The 21882-nt window shown below is 45.3% G+C and carries 20 protein-coding genes; 10 read left to right on the top strand and 10 right to left on the bottom strand.

Annotation, left to right across the window (positions count from 1 at the left end; all coding sequences use genetic code 11):
- Positions 1 to 102 precede the first annotated feature (102 nt).
- Together ACHZC4_RS05580 and cysG are read right to left on the bottom strand one after the other, a co-directional pair.
- Positions 103 to 441 (bottom strand): c-type cytochrome, encoded by a 339-nt coding sequence (locus ACHZC4_RS05580; protein WP_394752836.1) that lies wholly within the window; start codon positions 439 to 441, stop codon positions 103 to 105.
- Between the two features lie 209 nt (positions 442 to 650).
- A complete protein-coding gene (gene cysG / locus ACHZC4_RS05575) occupies positions 651 to 2057 on the bottom strand; it encodes a siroheme synthase CysG (protein WP_394752835.1) in 1407 nt (468 codons plus the stop codon).
- 75 nt (positions 2058 to 2132) lie between these two features.
- On the opposite strand from cysG, the gene ACHZC4_RS05570 reads away from it, so the two are divergent.
- The 4 genes from ACHZC4_RS05570 (at position 2133) to ACHZC4_RS05555 (ending at position 7028) form a co-directional block, all read left to right on the top strand.
- Positions 2133 to 2363, top strand: coding sequence for a sulfurtransferase TusA family protein (locus ACHZC4_RS05570; RefSeq protein WP_394752838.1), 231 nt, complete (start codon positions 2133 to 2135; stop codon positions 2361 to 2363).
- Positions 2364 to 2466: 103 nt separating this feature from the next.
- Positions 2467 to 3279: a DODA-type extradiol aromatic ring-opening family dioxygenase gene (locus ACHZC4_RS05565; RefSeq protein WP_394752834.1), complete on the top strand. Its 813-nt coding sequence runs from the start codon at positions 2467 to 2469 to the stop codon at positions 3277 to 3279.
- 78 nt (positions 3280 to 3357) lie between these two features.
- Positions 3358 to 5952, top strand: a complete 2595-nt coding sequence (gene mgtA, locus ACHZC4_RS05560) for a magnesium-translocating P-type ATPase (RefSeq protein ID WP_394752833.1) — start codon at positions 3358 to 3360, stop codon at positions 5950 to 5952.
- 377 nt (positions 5953 to 6329) lie between these two features.
- Positions 6330 to 7028 carry a urate hydroxylase PuuD gene (locus tag ACHZC4_RS05555; RefSeq protein WP_394752832.1) on the top strand — a complete coding sequence of 233 codons (699 nt, stop codon included), beginning with the start codon at positions 6330 to 6332 and terminating at the stop codon, positions 7026 to 7028.
- 49 nt (positions 7029 to 7077) lie between these two features.
- Here ACHZC4_RS05555 and ACHZC4_RS05550 read toward each other — a convergent pair whose 3' ends face one another.
- The 8 genes from ACHZC4_RS05550 to ACHZC4_RS05515 all read right to left on the bottom strand — a co-directional run bounded on the left by ACHZC4_RS05550 (position 7078) and on the right by ACHZC4_RS05515 (position 17317).
- Complete coding sequence (locus ACHZC4_RS05550) at positions 7078 to 7731, bottom strand: DNA/RNA non-specific endonuclease (protein ID WP_394752831.1); 654 nt, start codon at positions 7729 to 7731, stop codon at positions 7078 to 7080.
- On the bottom strand, positions 7688 to 7816 hold the full coding sequence (locus tag ACHZC4_RS05545) for a hypothetical protein (protein ID WP_394752830.1): 129 nt from the start codon (positions 7814 to 7816) through the stop codon (positions 7688 to 7690). Before ACHZC4_RS05545 ends, ACHZC4_RS05550 begins: the two co-directional genes overlap by 44 nt.
- A 415-nt stretch (positions 7817 to 8231) precedes the next feature.
- Positions 8232 to 8477, bottom strand: coding sequence for a hypothetical protein (locus tag ACHZC4_RS05540; RefSeq protein ID WP_394752829.1), 246 nt, complete (start codon positions 8475 to 8477; stop codon positions 8232 to 8234).
- An 8-nt stretch (positions 8478 to 8485) separates the two neighbouring features.
- Positions 8486 to 9097, bottom strand: coding sequence for an SCO family protein (locus ACHZC4_RS05535; protein ID WP_394752828.1), 612 nt, complete (start codon positions 9095 to 9097; stop codon positions 8486 to 8488).
- Positions 9094 to 10824 carry a c-type cytochrome gene (locus tag ACHZC4_RS05530; RefSeq protein ID WP_394752827.1) on the bottom strand — a complete coding sequence of 577 codons (1731 nt, stop codon included), beginning with the start codon at positions 10822 to 10824 and terminating at the stop codon, positions 9094 to 9096. The genes ACHZC4_RS05535 and ACHZC4_RS05530 overlap by 4 nt, the downstream gene beginning before the upstream one ends.
- Positions 10825 to 11193: 369 nt before the next feature.
- Positions 11194 to 11904 carry an FKBP-type peptidyl-prolyl cis-trans isomerase gene (locus ACHZC4_RS05525; RefSeq protein ID WP_394752826.1) on the bottom strand — a complete coding sequence of 237 codons (711 nt, stop codon included), beginning with the start codon at positions 11902 to 11904 and terminating at the stop codon, positions 11194 to 11196.
- 204 nt (positions 11905 to 12108) lie between these two features.
- Positions 12109 to 12618: a hypothetical protein gene (locus ACHZC4_RS05520; RefSeq protein ID WP_394752825.1), complete on the bottom strand. Its 510-nt coding sequence runs from the start codon at positions 12616 to 12618 to the stop codon at positions 12109 to 12111.
- A 112-nt stretch (positions 12619 to 12730) separates the two neighbouring features.
- Positions 12731 to 17317 carry a multicopper oxidase domain-containing protein gene (locus ACHZC4_RS05515; RefSeq protein ID WP_394752824.1) on the bottom strand — a complete coding sequence of 1529 codons (4587 nt, stop codon included), beginning with the start codon at positions 17315 to 17317 and terminating at the stop codon, positions 12731 to 12733.
- A 563-nt stretch (positions 17318 to 17880) separates the two neighbouring features.
- On the opposite strand from ACHZC4_RS05515, the gene rpiA reads away from it, so the two are divergent.
- The 6 genes from rpiA (at position 17881) to ACHZC4_RS05485 (ending at position 21845) form a co-directional block, all read left to right on the top strand.
- Positions 17881 to 18558, top strand: coding sequence for a ribose-5-phosphate isomerase RpiA (gene rpiA, locus ACHZC4_RS05510; RefSeq protein ID WP_394752823.1), 678 nt, complete (start codon positions 17881 to 17883; stop codon positions 18556 to 18558).
- 102 nt (positions 18559 to 18660) lie between these two features.
- Complete coding sequence (locus ACHZC4_RS05505; RefSeq protein ID WP_394752822.1) at positions 18661 to 19623, top strand: diacylglycerol/lipid kinase family protein; 963 nt, start codon at positions 18661 to 18663, stop codon at positions 19621 to 19623.
- Positions 19620 to 20441, top strand: a complete 822-nt coding sequence (locus ACHZC4_RS05500) for a metallophosphoesterase family protein (protein WP_394752821.1) — start codon at positions 19620 to 19622, stop codon at positions 20439 to 20441. The genes ACHZC4_RS05505 and ACHZC4_RS05500 overlap by 4 nt, the downstream gene beginning before the upstream one ends.
- Before the next feature lie 164 nt (positions 20442 to 20605).
- Complete coding sequence (locus ACHZC4_RS05495; RefSeq protein WP_394752820.1) at positions 20606 to 20929, top strand: transposase family protein; 324 nt, start codon at positions 20606 to 20608, stop codon at positions 20927 to 20929.
- Between the two features lie 121 nt (positions 20930 to 21050).
- Positions 21051 to 21359, top strand: a complete 309-nt coding sequence (locus tag ACHZC4_RS05490; RefSeq protein ID WP_394752819.1) for a transposase — start codon at positions 21051 to 21053, stop codon at positions 21357 to 21359.
- A 303-nt stretch (positions 21360 to 21662) separates the two neighbouring features.
- Positions 21663 to 21845, top strand: coding sequence for a hypothetical protein (locus ACHZC4_RS05485; RefSeq protein ID WP_394752837.1), 183 nt, complete (start codon positions 21663 to 21665; stop codon positions 21843 to 21845).
- Positions 21846 to 21882 lie beyond the last annotated feature (37 nt).

The following is a 21882-nucleotide window of genomic DNA, read 5'->3' as shown; positions in this document are numbered from 1 at the left end:
GAGCTTGTCGAACCATGAACCACAAGTCCTTCGACAGGCTCAGGACGAACGGAGTATTTTATAGTACTCGACATTATAAAGCTGACTAAGTACTAGGTTTTATTACTTGCTGCTGATATAAGCAAATAACGCATCAAGCGCTTGTGGCTCCCCATAACCGGCTTTTACTACTGCCGCATTCTTCATGATTTCATCGATAGCCTTAGGCATTCCGCCTCTGCCATTTTTAATCACTTCTTCAAAGCCCGCTCTTGTCAAAGCGCCTGTTTTAATATTGGCGGTTAATTGTGGATTTGATGCGATATCATGGCAAGTACCACAGCCACGACCGAAAGCACGATCATAAATTTTCTTACCAATATCAAGTTGTTCATCAGCAGCTACTTGGCCACTTAACGCAATTAAAACAACACCTGCCAATACACCTAATGCTTTTTTCATACCAACCTCTCTTATAGTTAAAAATGTACTGCTTTGTCACAGTTCAGTTAAAAGTCAAACCCACGAAGAATAGGGAATTTGACAGAATAATTCAATCGTTTTATTGCCGCTAAGCGCTATTTTTTTGAATAGCTAATAGTATCATCTAGCTTACATGAACAGCTGCTGAATTTTTCCTGATATTTTTAGCAGGATGTTCTTCGCAACGATCAATTGTTTTGTACAGCTGGCTCATTAGAAAACCACGACAATTTATTGTGTAAACTGACTACAGTGCCTATTATAATTAAAGTAGGTGCTTTAATATGCTGATTAGCCACTAAAGCGGAAATAGTTGCCAATGTTCCGGTAATTACTTTTTGATTAATTGTAGTGCCCTGCTGTATTAATGCAATAGGCAAGTCTTTAGGACTGCCATGTGCCATCAATGCCTGACAGATTTTATCTAAGCCCACCGAGCCCATATAAATAACTACAGTTTGATTGGGAGCAGCCAGCTGCGTCCAATTTAAGTTAACCGAATCATCCTTTAAATGTCCCGTTACAAAGGTACACGATTGCGCGTGATCTCGGTGCGTGAGCGGAATACCCGCATAACTGGCGCAACCGGAAGCCGCCGTAATGCCTGGCACCACCTGAAAGCTAATACCTTGTTGCATTAAGGTTTCTATCTCTTCGCCGCCACGACCAAAAATAAAAGGATCACCGCCTTTTACCCGCGCCACCCGCTTGCCCTGTTTGGCTAAGCTGGCCAATAACTCGTTAATAGATTCTTGCGGCAGTGCATGGTTTTGCCGTTGCTTACCGACGTAAATCTTTTCAGCATCCCGCCGCGCCAAATCCAGTATTTCTGGCGATACTAAACGGTCATAGACCACAACATCGGCTTGCTGCATTAAGCGCAACGCTCGAAACGTCAATAAATCAGCAGCGCCAGGGCCTGCGCCAATTAAATACACTTCACCAGATGGTAGGAGGCTATCTTGGCCATCAGCCAGCCGCTTTTGCAATTGCGATTCAGCTGCGGTTAAATTACCGGCAAAAACCAGCTCAGCAACCGAACCTTGAAATATACGTTCCCAAAAAACACGCCGTTGCGGAGGATGCTTAATCTGCTGCTTAACCGTATCACGAAATTTTTCCGCCAAACTTGCCAATTGCCCATACGCCGGTGAAATGACCGTTTCCATTTTGGCACGTAATAATCTTGCGAGTACTGGGGCTGCACCGCCTGATGAAATCGCCGCTATAATGGGTGAGCGATCAATAATCGCTGGAAAAATAAAACTGCACAGCTCCGGGTTATCAACCACATTAATGAGAATATAGCGCTCGTGTGCAGCTTTGGCAACTAACCGATTGGTTTCTAAGTCGTCTGTTGCTGAAACCACTAATCGGTAATCATGAACATCTTCAACACTAAAGGCTTTTTGCAACACGGTGATCGTCTTTTGCGCGTGCAGACTTGCAACTGCTACACCAATTTCTTGAGCGATGACAGTAACCTGTGCGCCAGACCGTAATAACAAATCAATTTTTCGGGCGGCAACTTCACCCGCACCCACAACAAGACACGGCTGATGGGTAAGTTTAACAAAAATCGGGAAATAATCCATTTTCTGAACATAGGTAGATCAACTGAGAATGTTATTATAAGTCCCTCACCTATGATTACGAAAAAACCTTTTACCATGATTGAAACTCAACTGGATGTCGATGCCAGCGGCTTAATGTGTCCGTTACCTTTATTACGTCTAAAAAAAGCCTTAATGGAAATAAGCAGCGGCCATATCATTAAAATAACAACCACAGATCCTGCCGCTCATCTGGATTTTGGTGTGTATTGCCATCAAGCTGGGCATCAGATTATTGACTTTATCAAACAACCCCATGGCGTGATTTTTTACGTACAGAAAAAATAAAGGCGTAACCCGTCGAACCACTAAACATCTTTGCCTAGCTAATTTATGGCCGTCTTTTGGTATCAACTAACTTATATTTATTAGAATCGCAGGTGAGGCCATTATGAGCAACACATCAAAAACGCCATTAAGTTCTGTTTTGTACCTTTCTCATGGCGGTGGTCCTTTACCTTTGCTGGGCGATAAAAATCATCAGAACTTGATACGTTTTATGATGGAGATTACACCAGCGCTAACAAAACCCAGTGCTATTTTGGTGATTAGTGCCCATTGGGAAGAAAATATCCCCACCATTGCCAGCGGAGTGTTGCCCACGCTGATATATGATTATTATGGATTTCCTAAAGAATCTTACGAAATTAAGTATTCGGTCCCAGGGTCGTCGACGTTAGCGAACAAAATTTTTAATCTATTGAAAAACGCTGGTATTGAAGCAAAACTGGATAGCCACCGGGGTTTCGATCATGGTTTATTTGTGCCATTAAAGATTATGTACCCGGATGCCAGCATTCCCTGTGTCCAATTGTCCCTGGTTAATAGCTTGCAGCCTGAAGAACATATCCAGATGGGCAAGGCTTTAGCGGATTTAAGAAAAGATAATGTCCTTATTATTGGCTCCGGGTTTTCATTCCACAACATCAAAGAGTTTTTTGCGCCATCAACAAAGCAAACCCAAGCCATGAATGAATCCTTTGAGCAATGGCTTATGGACACCTGTTCCATTAGCCAGCTTACGGAACCAGAGCGCACACAAAGGCTGATTAACTGGGAGAGCGCCCCAGCGGCAAGATACTGCCATCCCAGAGAAGAGCATTTGTTGCCATTGCATGTCTGTCATGGTGTCGCCGGCACTGCGGCAAACCGCGTGTTTGAATTTGAAATTATGGGAAAAATGGCCAGTGCTTATCTTTGGTGACACAACTATTTATTGGACAATTTTGACCGTTAGCACTTCTTTTGAAGTCTGCCAATACGCCCTATTTAGGATTTCCTCATGAAAAAATTAACCGCAAAATCCAAGGCTACGCCTGAGCATCCAGCTTGGTGGCTAAAATCCCTCACAGAACCCCAAGCAGAACTGGCGACTGATGCAGCAGGCTTATCCAGTGCGGAAGCCCACTTACGACTCACCAAGTTTGGTCAAAACCTGTTCCGCGACCACCAGCAAAAATCCTTAATCCTGCAATTCCTTGCCCGTTTTAAAAATCCGCTGGTTATTCTGCTACTGGTCGCCAGTGCCATCTCGGCCTTTACCGGCGAGATGGCCAACTTTGTCATTATTACAGTCATGGTACTGTTGAGCGTCACGCTGGATTTTGTGCAGGAACACCGGGCTGGTAAAGCAGCGGAAAGCTTACGGCATTCGGTGTCGGTGCGCGCCAGGGTTATTCGTGATGGCAAGGTTATTGATGTGCCAGTGACAGAAGTTGTCCCTGGTGATTTGGCCGTGCTTTCTGCAGGCGATATGATTCCAGCAGATGGCTTGGTATTGGCAGCGCAGGATCTGTTCGTCAAACAGGCATTGCTCACGGGCGAATCCTATCCTGTTGAGAAACATCCAGGGGTACTTGCCGCCGATGCAACCGAGTTGCAAGATGCCACCAACGCAGTGTTCATGGGCACGACCGTCATCAGCGGCAGTGCCAGGATGCGGGTGGTTAAAACCGGTACCGGCACGGCTATTGGCGCCATCGCTGACAGCCTTACCGGCCAGCCGCCGCCCACAGCTTTTGAAGTTGGCACGCACCGCTTTGGCTTGCTTATCATGCGCCTGACCATTTTATTGGTGCTGTTTGTGTTACTGGTTAATGCTTTCATGCACAAGCCGTGGCTGGATTCTTTCCTGTTTGCAGTGGCACTGGCGGTAGGGCTCACACCGGAATTGCTACCAATGGTGGTATCGGTCACTTTGTCGCGCGGCGCATTGCACATGGCTAAAAAAAGGGTGATCGTTAAACGGTTGGCTTCTATCCAAAATTTAGGCTCGATGGATGTGTTATGCACAGACAAAACCGGCACATTAACCGAAGCCAAAATTCGCCTGGAACAGCATGTAGACCCACAAGGCAAACCCAGCGAGCGGGTGCTCGAACTGGCTTATCTGAATAGCTTTTTTGAAACCGGCCTTAAAAGTCCACTCGACGATGCCATCCTGGCACATGAACATATTGATGTGACGGCCTGGAAGAAAATCGACGAAGTACCTTTCGATTTTGAGCGACGGCGCGTGTCCGTGTTGCTGGACAAAGGCAATGGCCGAATACTGGTGGTAAAAGGCGCATCCGAGGAGATTATTGGCCTGTGTACCCGCTATGAAGAACAGGGTAATGACGCGCAGATTTTGCTCGACAAGGCTTCGCGCGAACGCATACACGCCGAGCACATTAGCCTTGAAAAAGAAGGCTTTCGGGTATTGGGCATTGCCTGGCGAAATGTTCCGCAAGAACATTCCGATGCGGTTATCGGTGATGAATCAGATTTGGTGTTTGCAGGGTTTGCAGGCTTTCTTGATCCGCCCAAAGCCAGTGCTGGCACTGCGCTTGCCGCGCTTAAGGACTGGGGCGTAACGGTTAAAATTGTCACCGGCGATAGCGAGCTGGTCACCCAGCATGTTTGCGCTGAGTTAAATATTCCGGTAACCGGCATTTTAACCGGTAAAGACATCGCCCAGATGGATGATTCAGCTTTGCGGATTAAAGTGGAGACCGCCAACCTGTTTTGCAGGGTTAACCCGTCACAAAAAGACAGAGTAATCCTGGCACTGAAAGCACGTGGCCATGTGGTGGGTTATATGGGCGACGGCATTAATGATGCACCGTCCCTGCATTCGGCGGATGTCGGGATTTCAGTGGATTCGGCAGTCGATGTCGCCAAAGAAGCCGCCGATATGATCCTGCTGGACCAAGATTTAAACGTGCTGCTGGATGGCGTACTGGAAGGCCGCCGCACTTTCGGCAATATCATGAAGTACATCATGATGGGCACCAGTTCCAACTTCGGCAACATGTTCAGCATGGCGGGCGCGGCGCTCTTTTTGCCCTTCCTGCCCATGCTGCCCACGCAAATATTGCTCAATAATATTCTGTATGATCTTTCCGAAGTACCGATCCCATTAGATGAAGTCGATCCAGAAGAGCTTCGGAAACCTCGGGTGCTGGATATGAATTTTATCCGCAATTTTATGCTGGTGATCGGCCCCATCAGTTCAATGTTCGATTTTCTGACTTTTTACGTGATGCTGGTGGTGTTAAAGGCCAATGAAACCCTGTTTCAAACTGGCTGGTTTGTCGAGTCACTTTCCACCCAAGTGCTGGTAATCTTCGTTATACGCACCCGTGGCAATCCGTTTAAAAGCCGTGCCCATCCGGTTCTGGTAGCGACATCGCTCTCGGTAATGCTGATTGGTGCAACATTGCCCTTCACGCCTTTGGGAACGTATTTCGGCTTTGTTCCACCGCCCACTGAGTTTTATGGCATTTTAGCGGCAATGGTGGTGATTTATTTACTCATAGTCGAGATGGCTAAAAGAGGCTTTTACCATTGGTATCGCCGTAAAAATGATGCTTCCAGAACTAAAAAAGTGGTTTGAGTTATCAGTAGCGGTCAATATTGGGCGGCGAAAAGCTTGCATTTGCACTTGCGCGATTGACATAAATCTCAAGCAATCCGATCCGAGTCCTATGAATTAGAGGGCTACACACATAAGACGGGACACTCAATAAGGCACACACTTCGGCCTGAGCCCTTCGGTACACTCAGGAGAGCCTTGTCGAAGGGTGTACGGTGTATCGCTTAACACGGCAAAAAACCCCACATCCTTCCTTAACCCTCCAATTATTCAAAACATTTACCAGAAAATAATCTTGACAAAAACAGCACATTACGATTTATAGTTAGGGTCGAGTTGTGTTTTACACAGCACGGCATTAAGTTAATAACACATAATTATAAAAAGTGAGGATTGTTATGGATATTGTTACCACAAAATTAGGACTAGAAATGCTGTTGAGATGGGGGCATTTTTTGGGAGGGATCACCTGGATCGGTTTGCTGTATTACTTCAACTTAGTACAAACAGAATATTTTAAAGAAGCCAGCGGCGATGCTAAAGCAGATGCCATTCAAAAACTGGTACCGCGCGCATTATGGTGGTTCCGTTGGGGCGCAATGTTTACTTTAATCACAGGGCTGGGCATTTTTGCCGTAAAAGGCAGCAGCATGTCGGTTGATATTTACGTAGGTGCGTTGTTAGGTATTTTTATGTTTATCAACGTCTGGCTGATTATCTGGCCTAATCAAAAAATAGTGATTGCATCAGCAACACAAGTTGCCAGTGGTGGCGCCGCTTTACCGGAAGCTGCGGATGCTTTGGCAAAAGCCGGGTTGGCATCAAGAACCAACTTTTTGTTTTCAGTGCCTATGCTATTTTTCATGGGTGCTTCAGCCCATTACCCCCATCAATTCCATGCACTGGCGTTTATTCTTGCAGTAGCGGTTATTTTGGTTTTGGAATATAACGGCGCTTACCCTATGATTAAAAACCATAGTCTGGTGCAAAAATTACCGGCTGCCGGAAAAATCGGCCCTTGTGCCAGCATTAAAGGTGTCATTCACTGCGGACTAGGCTTAACCGTAGTGCTATTTCTGCTGTTAGATTTATTGTAATTTCGCCTTAAAAAATAGCCGTCATAAAGACGGCTATTTTCTGCCCTGCTTAACTTTTGTTACAGCCTTTAGGAATCATCCAAGACTGGGTCAGCTTATCTTGCTTGGCATAATCAGCCACCGGAAGTTTCTCGCCCGTTAAGCGTTCTATTGTCTCAACACTCACCAAATAATCGTCCAGATTTTTCTTGGTAGCCTCTTGTGTATTGGGCACTATCCACGCGATAGCCTGCTCATCTTGCCCTATGCCACGTACCACCACTTTCCAAAACGCATCCGGTGTTGTTACGCCATGCGATTGCACAAAGTAATCATCGGCAGGATTTTTACCCCAAATGACACCACCAATAACTAATAACTCATCAATGTCACGGTAACATTCAATAATTTCTTCGGTCAGCAACCATGCACCGCGATTCATATTGGCCGCTTGCGGCAAAATATTAGTCATGGTATTTGAGGCCTTAATGGCCGCCGCTGAATAGTCTAAATGATTGGCCGGCACTTGATGACCACGATCATAGTTGTGACCATAAGCCTTGGCAGTTTTTTGTTGACATTCTTTCGGCACTTTAGGGTCAAGGAAAAATCTGTCGTTACGCGGTGCTGAACCACTGTCGCGTTGGGCATTGTATTGAAATTTAATGGCACCATGTCGGTTACAGTCCAGCCAAATCGTAAAGCCCTCGTAATTCAGCTTCATTATTTTTCCAGCTTTCACTGGCCTGCTCAGTAACGTGTCGGGATACGGCGAGGGTAGCTGAGGTGTTGGCGGTAATTGCGAACACGAGGTCACCACCAGAACAATAAAGCTTAAAACAAGATAATACATAGACAGCCCATCCACAAATCAAAAAAGCTGTGAATGTACACTAAATACCACGACAGTGAAATTTAATTTACAATCTCAATTATAACGATTTACGGCTATCCCTCTAAGGTGTGACAGTTTTGAAAAAGGCCGTTCGTGGTGATCCATTCGACAAGCTCATGAGAGCCTTGTCGAACCATGATTACTTCACGCCAGATGGCATCAATTTCTGGATCAGGTTTATCCAGATCAGCCAATAATAATTCCGCTAGCTGTCATTTTTCTAATGGCGGTATTGGTTGGCTTGTTGGTAGAGTTCTTGGCAAGAGGACATGGGGAATGCTCCTTTAGATTGATGGGTGTCGAGGGGGTATTTAATTCACTCTAAAAGACTATAAACTGACACGATTGGCAATTTCAATATCTTTACGTAATAAGTCGTTGACCAATGTTTGTAAGCTCTCTAAGGTGTTTTGGCATTTTTTATTAAAAAATAGCACAATGTCTTTATCCAAATAAATGGGGAATTGAATATCCTCAACAGGCACATAAAATTTGCCTTGTTCGGCATTAGAAAAATATTCGTCTTTTATTTTGTAACCCTCTTCATGTAAGTCTTTGTTTCGGTAGCAAGCCAAACTGATGTTTATTGTTGTTGATTCAAATTATCATATTCACCCATAATTTTGTCTGGACTGACAAAACCTTCTAAGCGTAGCCAAGGTTTACTCGGTGCTGCACGTAATAAAATGACAGACGTATGGTTCATCTTATCGCCGCGATAAACATTAAAGGCTTTTTGGATGCTGGTGCTGGATTCTGTTGTGCCGGTGTAATGATCCCAATCTGTTCCTGCGCCAAATTTTTTGGCATGTTCCGTTAATTTTGTAGGTGTGTCGTTTTCAGGATCAATGGAAATTGACATCAAATGTGCATGTTTATCATTTAAGCCCAATTTAGCCTGTACTTTTGAAAAAGTGTGGCTGAGCATGGGACAGATTGCAGAACAGGAAGCAAAAATAAAATTTAGGATAACCGGACGGCCATCATCTATTTCTTTGATAAAATCCAGTTTTTTACCATCCTGACGAAGCACGCTAACATCTGGCAAGGTGTAATCGGCAGTTTCAGGGTTAATTTGTGTTTCGTCTGCTGATAACGGCAGTGATAACCCTAGCAATACAAAACCTAAAATCAGTTTTTTTATCAGTGAATTAATGTCAGTCATAAAAGTAGTCTCAGTCTTAAATACGGTCATGGCACTATCCAATCGGAATCAGCCACCAGTTTGTTGTCTTTATCGTAGTGGGTGATATACGCCCCTTTGGAGGCAAAACGCTGATTTACACCCAACCCCAAATGGGGATAAATACTGGTGCTGTGCTGTTGTATTGCAGTGCCTATCTTGCCGCGCATTTGTCTTTCGCGTACTTGCTGTTCCGATTTCACTGATTCACTGCGGCTTAACATGTTTTCGGCTCTTTCCAGCAGATAATCACGGTACACGTTATCTAACATTTCGGATAAGGTTTCGGTCAGAAATTCCACGGCGAAAAAAGCTTCCGCCTGAAGATGTTCATCGACAATCGGCAGTTTTTTCATTTTATGCCAGGCATAAAAATTGGTCAGATTAGATTGGCGTTTGTCGGGTAGTTGGTAGGGATAAACCAAGTGTGCGACCTTACGCCAGGTTTCCGGTAAAGATTGGCCGCCAGCCAATGCTTCAGAAAAATACACAGCCTTCACGGTGGGTGGTAAAGCTTTGCCTAATTGCTGCCATTCGTTACCGTGCAGCCAAAATACCAGGGTATCCTCAGCAGTCAATTTACCTAGAGATTGCGCTGAAATTGCTGCACCCGCTTTGATGATGCGCTGTTCTGTTGCAATGCCAGCTTTGGTTAAAGACTCGTCTAAATATTTTGCTGCTTGGGTAGAGACTACATCAGCGCGGCTAATTTGCACGACCCGTTTGGGTTTATTTGTACCAGTTAATTGATTGGCTAGCGCATCCGCTTCCAGCAGCACGCCTCTTGAAAAATATAAGCTGTAAAACGATTGCGTCGTTACCGGTAATGCTACGCTTGGAAACCAGCAAGGAATATGCTTGTCTTCGCAAAAATTGTGTACAGGTTCCCACGTCGTGTTAGTTACGCCAGATAACAGGGCAAAGACCGGCTGATTGTGCAATTTTTCATTTAGCTGTGTCGTCCAGGTGTCCGGCGTTCCTTGCAATTCCCAGACATGCAAAGCCCATTTACGTTCGGTGCCCAGTACCATTTCCGCAGCCGATGTCATGTGGTGGCGGCCTTTTTTACTGGAAGCGGTCGCTGTGCTACCGTTTTTTTGAATAATGGATAAACGCAAAGTATCCAGGAAAGCTTTTCGGCGCTGTGGCTCTACGTCCGGTGTTATAACCGTTGCCAGATGTATGGTTTCTGCATCTACACCCGCAGACCAAGTGGATGAAAGCTGGTGCAAATAAGCCGACAGCGCTGCCATATCTTGTTTTTCCAGCGCATAGTGAGGCATTAACGCCAACATATTTCTTCCGGAATTATTTATTCCCGCAGTAATAGCGGTGGCTAAACTGTCTTCGGTGTAAGCAGGATGGGCTTGATTAAATTTTTTGCCACTGCGCGGATCCATGTTGGTAACCTGCACCTTGTCCGGATTAAAAAGATAGTTTCCGGCGATAGGGGCTATCAAAATATCGCCTTCTACTGATCCCATGCCACTGGGGCGATGGCAATTAACGCAGGCGGCTTCAGTACCTTTCAGGGTGGCATTGCCATTACGAAAGCCTTCTAATGGCTTACCTGAAATTAGAGTACCTTCTTGGTAGATACGCTGTCCTTGCTCTATTAAATTGATTGTTGTCGATGGCGGTTCCGCTACTGCATTGATCGGCAACAAGGCTAACAAACTTAAAACAATTAGGATGGGGGTAGGGGTGTTGCCAGCAAGTAGGGAATAGTTTTTTAACATGGATAATTTCTAAAGAAGTTGTGCGTTTCTAATGAACACGGCCTGCGTATAAAAAATGGGCTACTTATTTAAGCTGGGACACGTTTTGTAGATTGGTTGAGGTAATTAACCCTACGATAAGTAGTTATATGTTGGGGTTCCTTGCGTCACCCCAACCTACACCACACTGCCATTAAGTTAAGAACACGACATCTTCTCCAAAGGGAGAAGGTTGGGATGAGGGGAAATTTAACTTGTTGATTTTATTCTCCTCACCCCAACCCTCTCCAGCAGGAGAGGGAGCTTTCTTGCTTAACTTAATGGCAGTGAACCTACACCAGCAATATTAAGGTGTGTCCCAGCTTAAGTGGATAGCCAAAAATTGTTAGCTTATTTTTGAATGCCCAATAATTCCACTTCAAAGGTCAGCATTTCGTTTGGGCCAATATCAACGCCCACGCCTCTTTCGCCATAAGCGAATTTGGAGGGAATAAACAGTTGCCATTTGGAGCCGACAGGCATCAAGCGTAAGGCTTCTTTCCAGCCGGCAATCAATTGAGCGAGTTTTAGATTGGCGGGTTTGTCGGGTAGGCTGGCATCAAACTCTTTGCCATCCAGCAGCGTGCCGCGGTAATTAACTTGAACGGTATCGGAGTCGGTAGGTTTTGCCCCGTCGCCAGCTTTGATAATCTTGTACTGAACGCCACTGGGTAAGCTGACTACATCCGCTTTCTTGCCATTTTCAGCCAGAAACTCGTCTGCCGTCTTTCTATTTTGTAGGGCTTTTTCTTGATGATTAGCCGCCATCTTGCGGCGCATATCGCCTTGAAACCCCGCTAATACGGATTTAAATTCTTTTTCTGACATTTTGAGTTTTGCACCGGACAAACCATCTTGCATGCCTTTAACAAAAACCTTTTCGTTGATTGAAAAGCCTTCTTTCTTGAAGTTCCTGCCAATAGAGGCGCCTACGGCGTAGCTGATAGCATCATTATTAGTGCTGAAAGAACCGACTGCTGGGGGCTGTTTTTCAGCGAAAGCTTGCGGGGTTAAAAAAACCAATCCAAAAATAAGGTTTAAAGGTAACTTGTTAAAATGCATGATGTCTCCTGATGACAAAAACGAAGCGTAAGCCAGTCGTTAGCGTGACTGTATTGTTTCAGAAGTTTAGTGCAATTTTGGATTTTAGTAGGCTGATAGTGGGGATTAATCTATTAAGCAACAGCGTATAGATTTGGGACGTCTATTTATCCGGTTAAGGTAGAGACGCAAGATTTTACGTCCCTACCTAAAGTAAAAAGCTGATTACTGTGCTTGAGTATTATTAATATTGGAACGTATGGTTAACAATAGATCACTGGAATCCACTTGCGCTTGGGTCAATTCAGTACCTTCAGGTGCTGGCTTGGTAGTGACTGCAAAATCGCCGTTAACATCAACGGTTTTTCCGGCTTGTGTCAACGTGCCATAAACCAGGCCTTTTATTAGGTAGGTCACTTGGCCATTGTTAATTTGGCTACCGAAAGTTACTCTGGCCATCCGGCCATCGACAGTAGCGCTGCCATCGTTATAGTGTAATGAACCGCTCATAAAACGCGCTGTGCCACTGGCCACATCGCCGTTTGCAGGCAAAGAGGTTGTTAGGCTAACGGGATTTCCGGTTACAGTAATTTGATCTTCAGCATTAATACTGAAGCTTCCGCTTTGGCTTGAACCCGTCGCTGGATCGGGTAAGGCAATAGGACGGGCTTGTACGTTAACGGCCACCAGCAACATAATAATGGCGCTGGCAAGTTTTTGGGTATGTGTTTTCATGGCTTTAATCCTGTATTCAGTTGAGTGTATTCAATCTGTTTTATAAATTGGTTTTATCCGGCTCATCCCCTTTCAAGATTGAAAGGGGATGTTATTAACACTATTAGCTGGCTTATGGTGCGGTAACTATTGCACTTGAAGGGCTACTTACCGAGATACCACTGGTATTGACAGCCGCGACACGGAAGCGATATTGCCCCGCTGCCAAAGCCGTTGTTTGGTAGGTAGTGCCGGTTATTCCTGTTGCGTTAGGTAGGGTTGTCAGCGCACTCCAGGCAGCCAAAGCATTAGCACGGGTTTGATAGATAACATTGAAGCCCGTTGCACCGGTAGGTAGTGCTGGTAAAGCCAGATTAATCTTTTTACTTCCGACCGCGCCCAATGTCGCGGTGGGAGCGATAGCAGGAGCTACAGGAACCATGGTTACCGAAAGAGCAGCTGAATTTGCTGAGCTTCCAAGAGCATTGCTGGCAGTTACTGTAAAGTTGTACGTGTTACCGGCTATCTCACCGCCTTGTGTGCGGCTGAGCGCAGTTCCATTCCAAACCTGTACCCCATTTCGGAATACAGTATAGCGAGTGGCATTGGGTACCGCAGGCCAGTTGAGAGCTACAGTGGTGGTCGTTGTTGCACCTTGGTTAGGTACTGATGGTATGGCAGGAGCACTATACTGCACAGTGACACCATTAGACGGTGCTGAGCTACTTACTGTAGCGGTAGCGTTTTGTCCGATGACTCTGTAGGTATAAGTATTGCCTAAGGCTATTGGGTAAGCACCGGTTGCAATATTGTTATAGGCTCTTACAGTGGCTCCTACGGTCGCTATGGTTGCAAAACTTACTCCATCGCTTGCCCGTTGAATGCTATAAGTCGTAGGTGCTATTTGTGGAGCAACCGCAACATCAGTCCAAATTAATCTAATGCGAGCCAGTGTTGAATCAACCACTAAGGCGGTGGGTGCTGCTACAACAGTAGGGCTGGCTGTCGTTACATCAATGGTAGCGGTTGCAGATGCACCAAACGCTGATGCAGATTGCGCTTCAACAGAACTGCTGCCTTTAGCACCAATAGCGGTCACTCGGTAAGAATAAGCCAGGCTTGGGCTAACGGGGACTACCGTATAAGTATATTGAGTGCTTGGGCTTACGCTGCTGTCGGTGTAGGTCGCGGTAGTTCCGGTGACAGGGTTGATTTCAACAAAGCTATCAAGTCCAGCAGGCGAAGGAGAGCGGAAGACTTTATAGCCCAGTTCGTTATTTGCTGGCCAGTTTAATGTTACTGAATTGAGGCCGACATCGGTTGCCCTGACCAAAGGAGCAGTATTGTTAGATGGGATCAATGCACTTAAGGTGGTGTCGGTAAAGTGTGTGGCGTTGGCTAGCGGTGCAGAGCCGATAATCTGTGGCGCTGCCTCTGTTAGATCAGCACTGTAAGCGCCTATTACGCCATTGGTTACCAAAGCCCGTTCTACGGTATATTCATACTCGGTGGTGGCATTATCAATCCAGGATAATGCGCCGCCATTTATGGTTAAGTTGCTAGGTGCGGCAGGCATTACTTCGTTAGCATCAAACTTTACTGGACGCATGAAGTCGTTTTCTTCATGACCTAAAATATGACAATGCCATGCGTATTCCCAGCCGTAATCCCGTTCCGCATTTTTAACGACCATAGGGTTACCTGTGGCTGGATTCACGGGTGTAAATTCCAAAGTTGAGTCAATAGGTTGCGATGGATCCATTAAACGCTTGCTCAACGGTAGTCCAAAACCGTTAGCGCCGACCACACCCGTAAGGGTTGGTTTTTTGGCGCGAACTGCAACCACGACATCTTCCAGCGGATTCATTTTAACGGTTTCTTTCCAACCTGATTCATCACCATAAGGCACTTTGATGGTGCCATCCCAACCGATGCGGTTAATCACTTGTACGTTAACCAAATGGAAATGGACAGGGTGAGTGTCTACACCATTATGGGTTATTTTCCAGAACTGGGTTTCACCGTCAGCCACTGTTTCAGTCACCGGATCCACGTAAGCTAAAGGGATTGTGGTTTGTGTCAAGGCACTGGTAAAGGGCAGTTCAATCCCTAACGTGGCATTCATACGCCCATAGGTAGGGTCAAATAATTCCTGAATCGCTTTATTTTGGATAAATGCACTGACTGTACTACCGGCGGGTGCACTAACCAAGCCTTTGCCGTTGGGGACAACTGTTGTTCCGGTTGGTGCGGCTGGGGTAGTTTGCTGTGTGTTTACGGCAGTGTTACACGCGGCGGCTGAGCTACATGTGGGTGCCGGAAAATAATTAATGGCTTCAGGTGTCTTGAATGACATACCTTTAAATCCGCCCAGATAAACCGTACCTGTGTAGATGCGGGCATTATTTCTGACCGATGTGGCGATACCTGGAAATGCATTATTAAACTCTGGTTCTGGCACTATAGGCTTAGCTTGTACACTGGCATAAGCTTCTGGTAAAGCGGCTTTTAAAGCAGGCACATTCAGTTCTGGCTGTGGCGTGATTTTTTTCACGACAATCTGCATAACTGTGCGTGTATTGGGGCCATAACCCGGTTTTGTTCTAGGCGCACCGCCTGCACCTGTATTGTCATCATTACCGGTATAGTAATCAATACGTGGATCGGAGGCTGGCACGGGTGCTGGCGCATCGTTATATAAAATCAAGGTTTGCCCTGCGTATTTTGAGAAGTCAATAACCACGTCAGCACGTTCTGCTGTACCAAGATATAGGCCATGCTCTTGTACACCCAGCACGGTTACACTACGTTTGTTATATTCGTAATTGATAATAGTGGAGGGAATCTCATGGACATTAGCCAGTAAGCCGGCTTCATTGCCGATTTGGAGAATATTAGGGCCAGCAGTCGCAGGGTCTGGAACTCCCATCGGGAATAAAGCGGCGTTAGGTGTGCCCCAGCCGGTATCAGTAGGGCCGCCAGAAGTAGGGAAGCTTGAGCTACCCGCTCCGTAAACTGCTGGATAACTGGTATCGAAATGTACCATCTTGACTTCCGTACAGTTGGCAACCGGCACTTGATTGTTAGCAGAGCCTTTGCCATTACACAGTTTAGGCTGACCATAAGGTGTGGTAGGGTCAACCGGATCAGTAGAGTTCTTATCGGCGGCAATATACAAGCCAAGGTTTAAAAAGCGGTCATTTGCGGCATTTAAAATGCGGAAGCGATAGGCTTTTGGATCCACTTCTAACTTTGGATACGCCGTTCCGTTGACCACAGGGGTATCCATAAAAGCTTCTGGTGTAGTGGATACTTCGCTAAGACGTGTGGTTGCATTTACCGCATTCACTTCACCGGTCGGTAAGTCGTAAGCAGATGGAAATACGGGCCAAAACCACGGGCCCCAGTCCCAACGGCCTACTGGATTTGTGCCGTCTACGGAGTTTGGATCCTGGTTGGTTTCATAGACGTGTGGATACCATAAATCAGCTTCTTGGCTTAGGCCATTCCACTTGGCATCCTGTATTTCAATATCCTTAGGGACAAAGGTTTTGTCTTGAATAATCAGCGGGATTGACTCAGCGGGTAATAGTGATGCCAATGCCGGATGTTTTTCGCCAATACCTGGTAAATCATTCAGCATATAGCCTGCCGCTACCCCTGAATACACGTTAAGACGGGTTAAGCCTAAAGTATGGTCGTGATACCACATCATGCGGCCACTTTGCCCATTAGGGAAATAATAGGTCATTGCGCCAGGGCCCGGATCAGGCATATCAGGAACATTTTTAGCCCCCACACCACGCGCCATCGATTTTATGGCAGCACTGTTAGCGGGGTTGCTGAGGGCGATTTCATCGCTAGCAGGCAATATCCATTGGTGCGGCGTACCATCGCTGATCCAAGGATTATCGCCGCCGTGCAAATGGATTTCCACACGGTTTTGCTGGTATTTGCTGATGCCATCAGGGCCTAAACCTGCGCCAGTAAGGGTTTCATCAACTGGTAAGTGCAGATTGCCTTTAGCGCCTGCTGGCAGCAAGTTGTAAAACTTAATGCGTGTGGGTGTGCCGCTGGTCGAGTTAATAATGGGGCCTAGATAAGAAGGCTTGGCAACCGCTTTCGCCTGCGATCCATTGGGCAATAAAACGGGAGAGCCATTGATATTAGCCAGGGAAATGCCGCTTCCATCTGTTGAAATTTGTACATAGCCACGTAACGTGGTTTCTTTTGCCAGGTCAGTGTGCATTTTTTGCTTGTATTCCACTACGGCAATTTCGTAGTATTCTGAGCCTGGATACGTTGCTGTGTCAGGCACTGCGACAGGGATGGAATTCCCTAAATTGTTGATGCTATTAAAGCCGGGCAGGGTATCAACGAACTTACGCAACCCTAAGCTCATTCCGGCAGTGTCGATATAGCCACCGGTGTCGCAGTTTGCGCCAGTGCTGGGAGACGTTAAGTTTAAAGTATCGAATGAACCAGATGAAGGGGGAGGGGTAAAGCATGCTGTGAAAGCGCCCGTTTCGTCGGACGCATCTCTTAATCCCGATGGGCTGTTGGCATAATAGGTAGGAGTTTTGATGGGCCCTCCTGAAACATCTGCGCTGTCTCCCCAACCCGCACCGGCGTGGGCTAGTTGTAGTGCGGCAGGTGTGGCTAATGCCAGCATAACGGTTAGTGACATGCGTTTTTGTTTGAAACTATTTGTTTTTTTCATAATAAAACCTCTCCATGAAGTCATTTGTTATGGCTTGTGTTGTTGCAGATCAGCAGGGTTAAGCGGTAGCCACCTTTTGACTTGCGTGTCCTTTGTCAAAGTAAAAAATGCGTTTAAACGGTATTACGATGTTTATTTTTTTATGTCCCAGCACAGGAATCTTTGCTTGTGTAAAAATCAACCGGTAAAACCCAATCTTCAATTGCCTTATATTGAGGAGGTTTCAATTGCAGCCAGACAATCTATTAATACTTTCTATGTCAGGCATCATTAGCTAACATAAATTAGTAAAAGCACTATCCGTGCCATAATTATTTTTTACTTATAAATCAATAAATAGGGCTTGTTTTTTTGTATAAATTCTTGTCAGCTGAAAAATTTGTGTTTAAAAAAAGCAACAGGTTTTTGTGGTTTTTAGTGGTAAATGCTTTTTGGAATGGATTTTGAAGATAGGGGCTTACTGTGCGGCGCTAAATACAGAGGATAAAGAATGAAACTGTATGGATAGAATATTTGCTATGATCGTGTTTACAGATGATTGAATGTACTAGGAGAGCTACCTTATGAATGATAAAGAACGCGTTGCCCATCATGCGGCCCAGCAGATTAAAGACGGTATGCTGGTAGGGCTGGGTACCGGCTCAACGGCCAATTATTTTATTGAAGAATTGGCGCGTCGAAGTCATGAAGGCTTGCATATCAAGGTAGTGGCAAGTTCCGTTGTCAGTGCCATTAAGGCACAGTCACTTAATTTGCCAGTGCTGGGTTTTGATACTATCCAACAGCTTGATGTGTATGTGGATGGTGCAGATGAAGTCAGTGCTGATTTTGACTTATTAAAAGGGCGCGGTTTTGATTTGGTGCGGGAAAAAATTCTGGCGCGTGCAGCGGATCAGTTTTGGGTGTTGATTGACCCTAGTAAACGCGTTGACCGTATCGGTGCTAATTATGCTATTCCTGTAGAAGTGATGCCGTTTGCCTGGCAGATGGTTAAACGCAATCTGGAATCACTGGGTGGGGTAGGGGATTTGCGCCAAACCGCGAACAAAGACGGCTTAGTGATAAGCTCTTATGGCAGCGTGGTGTTGGATATGGTATTTGATGCAGCGCTAGACACTAAAACGTTGAATGATCTGTTGAGCAATACGCCAGGTGTTGTCGAGCACGGTATCTTCTGCAATTTGGCGTCTGTTGTGTTGTGCGTGGCTGATGGTCAGGTTGTGGAGCAAAAGGTGGGATAGTCATTTATAAGGTGATTTGCTGTGGAGGTGAATGATTAAATTGAATTTAAGTTAGTTTTTAGTACCAAAGGCATAATATTAAATAACTGCCGAGAAACACTCATGACCTCAATCGTTCAGTCTGCTTCGCCCTTGTTTATTATTTTAAATTGCCGTTCCGGAAAAACGGATACATCGGCTATTTGTGAACAAATCGAAGCTGTTTTGAAGCCGGCTCAGCGTGATTATTCAATAACGCTAGTAGATAATCCGGAGGATTTATTAAAAATTTCCCAAGATGCCGTTAAATTGGCCAAAGAAAACAATGGTATTGTTGTTGCCGCAGGGGGGGATGGCGCTATTCATACCATTGCTCAACAGGTTCTAGCTGAAAATTGTCCGATGGCGTTAATACCCCAGGGAACTTTCAATTATTTTGCCCGTACCCACGGCATACCTGAGTCTATTGAGGGAGCTTTGCAGGTTATATTGGCAGGGCATTTGGAACCTGTGCAAATTGGCCGGGTTAACGATACAATATTTTTAGTCAACGCAAGTTTAGGGTTATATCCTGATTTGCTTGAAACCAGGGAAGTCTTTAAAAACCAATTGGGCAGGAGTCGTGCTGTTGCTTTCGTTGCCGCTTTATACACGCTTTTTTTAAATCGTCAGATTATTCATCTTGATATTGAAACCCAAAATAAAGCCCTACGGTTTTCCACGCCAAGTCTTTTTGTAGGCAATAATCGCTTACAGCTTGAGCATGTAGGCGTTCCTGAGAGCCATGATATTGAGCACGGCAAGCTTGCGGCAATTATTCCTTCTCCACTGGATAGGGTAGCTACCTTAAAATTGATTTTTAGAGGTGTGCTTGGCAAGCTTGGGGAAGATGAAAATATCGTTAACTTTAATTTTAAAAAAATGAAAGTCAGGATTTCAAAATTCCTGGGCCGTAAAGTTAAGGTGGCCATTGATGGTGAGATTTTTTGGTTAAAAGCGCCACTGGAATTTGACATTACTCCGCAACCGCTATGGCTTATCAAGCCACATCCTGAAAACCTGGAAAAAAATAAAGCGACATTATGAGTGTAATTTTACATGTTTCTGATCCGCATTTTGGAACAGAACAGCCGGATGTCGTTAAAGCGCTCATTACATTGGCACACCAACAACAGCCTGATTTGGTTATTTTATCGGGAGATATTACCCAGCGCGCCAGAAATAGCCAATTCCGTAAAGCCAGGGACTTTGTTGATGCCCTAAAAGCCCCAGCAAACCTGGTGATTGCCGGTAATCATGATATTCCGTTGTTCAATTTACCGATGCGGATTTTTTGGCCTTATTTTAATTACAGCCGGAGATTTGGGGTAAATCTTGAACCGGTGTTTAAATCTCAGGATTTATTAGTGATTGCAGTAAAAACCACGCGCCGCTATCGTCATATAAACGGGGAGATTTCCGCAGTACAAGTAGGGCGTGTCAATCAGTTACTCAATCAGGCGCAACCGGCGCAATTACGTATTGTGGTGGCGCATCATCCGGTTTATGTGACGCATTTAGAGGATGAGGTTAATGTAATGCGTGGCCGTAAACTGGCTTTAGCAAATTGGGCTAAAGCGGGGGCTGATCTTATTTTGGGTGGCCATATCCATTTGCCTTTCATTGTCCCCTTGCATCATAAATTTTCAGAGTTTGATCAGCGTATGTGGGCTGTTCAGGCGGGCACTGGAGTGTCCAGTAGAACACGTCAAAACATTGACAACTCGGTTAATATCATTCGTTATCACCGTTTAAAAGAGCCTCGTAGTTGTGACATTGAACGTTGGGACTATAACCGTCACACATCAATGTTTTTGTGTGTTTCCAGTGAGACCTTAGTGCTTGAGCCTATTTTGTCTATTTAACCTGAGTTCGGGATAAGAAGGATAGGGGAGCCCTTAAAAATATGAAAGAATATAATCAGTTATAAAATATTGGCTCTTCCCGATTTCGTGGGGTAGCCACTACATGCAGTATATGATACTGGCGTGTTTGTATCCCATAAACGGCCATTATTTGCAAGAGACCCATGCTGCTACAAATCCCCCTGGATATTCCCGACGTTACCATTGTAAGAATATACACCCCCACAAAAAAAGGTTTTGTGATTACCGTAGACAGCAAACAGAAAGGGACGATTTGCCAGCATTGCGGTAAATTTATTGATCAATCTTATGGGCAGGGTAAAGAAATTACCTTACGGCATTTGCCCATATTAGAAAAGCCCGTTTGGATTAAAATCAAGCCTAAACGTTACCAATGCCCGTATTGCGACAATGGTCCAACGACGACACAGGAGTGCGGCTGGTATATCCCTAAAAGCCCACACACCAAGGCTTTTGAGCAATTGTAATTACGCGACTTGATCAATAGCACTGTTATCGATGTCAGCATGAAGCGGGGGATCGGTAAAGCTGCCGTGGATCATCATCAACCGTTATATTCATCAGAAGGTTGATTGGAATACAATCAAAGTGATACCGGTACTTGGTCTTGATCTTGATGAAATAGCCTTAAAGAAGGGGCACAAAGATTTTGTTGTCATTGTTTCAGCCATTAATGCGCAAGGTGAAAAGCACATATTGGCGGTATTGCCGGATCGGAAGAAAGACACCGTCAAAGCTTTTTTGGCCAGCATTCCAGTGGCCGTAAAAACCACGATACAACGGGCTTGTGTCGATATGTATATGAAGGGTATAGCAATGCTGTGTATGAAGAACTCCCGGGTGTTACTGTCGTGGTCGACAGGTTTCATGTTGCCCAAAACTACCCGGCTGTGCTGACAAGGCCAGAAAGCAGGAAATGAAACTATTGAAAAAGACCTTATCTGCTAAAGAATATGCCGAGCTCAAAGGGTGATGTGGGTATTTAGAAAAAGTTGCCCAGCTTTGTCGCCAGAACAGGAAGCCACCTTTGTTGTTTTTTAGTTATGCGCCTATTCTGAAACATGTCTATTTTTTCAGGGAGTTGCTGACGGGTATTTTTAATAGACCATTGACTAAAATGCAGGCCATTATTGAGCTAAATGCCTGGATTAAGCAAGTTCAAGCGTTAAAGCTGACCTGTTTTGATTCGTTTGTGGGGACATACAGAAGTGGATGAATGAAATCAGTACACTTTCATTCAACGGGCATCGAGTGGTTTTGTCGGGCCTTAACAATAAAATTAAAGTCATCAAACGGCGTTGTTACGGCATATATGACTTAGGCCGGTTGTTCCAGCATATCTGGCTTGATATTGAAGGTCGGCGTTTGTTTGGTCATGGCTAACACTATATGTAGTGGCTACCCCACGAAATCGGGAAGA

It is taken from the genome of Crenothrix sp., assembly GCF_043729335.1.
In the GTDB taxonomy this organism is placed as follows: Bacteria; Pseudomonadota; Gammaproteobacteria; order Methylococcales; family Methylomonadaceae; genus Crenothrix.
Note: the sequence above shows the minus strand (reverse complement) of the source record. Positions and strands in the feature narration are given on the sequence as shown.